Source organism: uncultured Dialister sp., from assembly GCF_900541605.1.
Classification (GTDB): Bacteria; Bacillota; Negativicutes; order Veillonellales; family Dialisteraceae; genus Dialister.
The window spans coordinates 1-2,546 of sequence record NZ_UQKJ01000194.1 but is presented as its reverse complement, the minus strand read 5'-3'; the positions used below and the strand labels follow the sequence as shown (position 1 = coordinate 2,546).

Sequence of the window (2,546 nt, the reverse complement as noted above, 5' to 3'; positions counted from 1 at the left end):
TGGCTGTGAATAATTAGCGCTTGTAAAAAGCCCATTTAATCAGCGTTTCCCTAGAAGCTAACAGCCCCGTGCGAGTGACTCTACCCGTCAACACCGAATACCAACGGCTCGACAAACTGAAATATCGCAGCCTTACTTGACGGGCTCTTCCCGCTCTTTCAGGTAATCTTTCAGATTCAGTATTCTGGTGGCAGTCCAGTTTCCATTGACATCCTTTTCCAGCTGCACCTGCCAGATGAAGTCCCTGTCCAGCTTCTTGTCGTGGATTCTGACATTGGCAATTGCTTTTGGGCCCTCTTCTTTGATATCCAGCATGTCCGTCATGGACAGGGCGGCGGAACCAAGAGATGCAGACATGATTTTTCCGGCTTTTCCGGAAGAGCCGGTATCTCCCTGGCCTTGGAATTTCAGCTCTGTCTGCCGGATCAGTTCATCTACGGCCTGTTTTTTTAACATTTTGAGAACCGAAGCCGCAAGGGCATGGTCCGGTTTTCCATCGGAGGCAAGGTAAGAAGCGGTATCATCAACGGCAGCAGAATAGACCTTTTCCAGATCGACCCGTTCTTTAAAGAGCTGGAGGTCCTTTTTCTTGAGGGCCTGCTGGATTTCCCCGGCTGCGTAGGCCGGGGTCTTTGACCAGTAGAAAACATACCAGCTGCCAATGGCAGCAGCGGCAGCGAGGAGGATAATGGCTATTTTCTTTATGAGGGAATTTTTCATGGATAATCTCCTTTTACATTGGATGCCCTGGCACAAGGACTGTCAGGGAAGTATTGGAGCTGGACATGCAGCTGCATTTCCTTCATTATAGCGGAAAAACGAAAGAAAAAGGAAGCATGGGCAATAGTACCATGCTTCCTTTTTTCTTTACTGATTTTTATTTTCCCGTATCGAAGAGGGCTTTCTGCTGGGTGAATTCAATCATACCGTAAATGCCGCCCTCCCGGCCGAGGCCGCTTTCCTTGTAGCCGCCGAAAGGAGCTGCCGTATCTCTTGGGCTGCTGTTGATGTACACGTTGCCTGCCTGGATCCGTTTGGCCAGGGCGATGGCTTTATCCTTGGGGCCGTAGACACCGGCATTGAGACCGTAACGGGTGTCGTTGGCGATAGCGAGGGCTTCTTTTTCGTCTTTGTACGTGATGACGCAAAGTACGGGTCCAAAGATTTCATCCTGTGCAATGGACATGCTATTTTTTACGTCCGTGAAGATGGTGGGATGGATGTAGTAACCATGGTCCGGCGATTCCGGAAGACCGCCGATAAGAAGGTGGGCTCCTTCATCCATGCCCTTTTGGATATATTCGGAAATTTTCCTGAACTGCTGCATGGAGGACACAGGTCCCAGTTTCACGGCGTGATCTGTGGGGTCACCGACCGTATATTCTTTGGCAATTTCCACCAGCTGCTTTTCGATGGTTTCCTTTTCTCCTGCCGGAATAATGAGACGGGAAAAGGCGGTGCAGGTCTGCCCGGAGTTCAGGAAGATACTGTTGAAGCAGAGGTGAATCGGTTCTGTATAATCGTGGCTTTCAGAAGGAAGGATTACATAGGGGGATTTGCCGCCCAGTTCCAGGCTGATATGTTTCACTGATTCCAGGGCATTCTTGCCAACGGTAATACCGCCGGAGGTGGAGCCGGTGAAGGAAATCATATCGACCAGGGGATGGGAGGAAAGGGCGTTGCCCACCTCGCCGCCTCTGCCGGTGACCAGGTTGAATACGCCCTTGGGGAAACCGGCTTTTTCAAAAGCGTCAGCCAGATAGTAGGAGGAAAGCGGCGTATGCTGGCTGGGTTTCAGGATGACCGTATTGCCCATAAGCATGGCGGGAATGATTTTCTGGATCACCTGTCCTAAGGGATAGTTCCAGGGAGTGATGCAGCCTACAACGCCTACCGGCTCTCTATAGGTCGTGGAAAGAGGCATTTTCTCAACCATAGGAACGTCTGGTGCCAGGTCGATATAGGAACGGGTACGAACGTACTGGTATTCCACCTGGGAGGACTTGGTGAAAGCCCAGGGGGAACCCAGTTCTTTGATGGTGATATCGATCAGTTCATCTTCCTGGGATTTGAAGATGGACAGGAATTTCTCCATCAGATTGATTCGCACGGAGAGCGGAAGGGCTGACCATTCAGGAAGGGCAGCATGGGCTGCTTTGGCCGCTTTATCTACATCTTCCCCGTTGCCTGCAGGAACGCGGGCAAAAATCTGACGGGTGGCCGGGTTTTCGACATCAATGAATTTTCCTGATGCTCCATCCACCCATTGTCCATCAATATACAGTTTCTCAAAATTCACAAAGAAGACCTCCTTTTGAAAAGAGAAAAAGGGAAATAACAGGTGAAGCCGCTATTTTCCCTCATTGGACAGTATCATGAATTTTTGTATTTCTTTTTCTATTATACCGCGGTCATGGAAATATACAATGCATAGGACCATTGCGGTTTGTCGAGCTGTTGGTGATGGGTGGCTGGCCGACAGGCTGCCCGTATGGATGGGGCATAAGGGTTGTGGGTCGGGCGCCGCTTCGCTGGCCCGACCGGGT

The 2,546-nt window shown here is 50.5% G+C and carries 2 protein-coding genes; both read right to left on the bottom strand.

Translation table 11 applies throughout. The annotated features are described in order from the left end of the window. Positions 1-132: 132 nt before the first annotated feature. The gene (locus tag QZR21_RS08960; protein WP_296098637.1) at positions 133-720 is read right to left on the bottom strand and encodes a DUF2939 domain-containing protein; all 588 of its coding nucleotides are present in this window, start codon (positions 718-720) and stop codon (positions 133-135) included. Between the two features lie 157 nt (positions 721-877). Next, complete coding sequence (locus QZR21_RS08955; RefSeq protein WP_296098640.1) at positions 878-2,299, bottom strand: aldehyde dehydrogenase family protein; 1,422 nt, start codon at positions 2,297-2,299, stop codon at positions 878-880. Positions 2,300-2,546 lie beyond the last annotated feature (247 nt).

Excerpts from the sequence above, each read along its gene's own strand:
- QZR21_RS08960 (WP_296098637.1), bottom strand. The coding sequence starts at position 720 with ATGAAAAATTCCCTCATAAAGAAAATAGCCATTATCCTCCTCGCTGCC.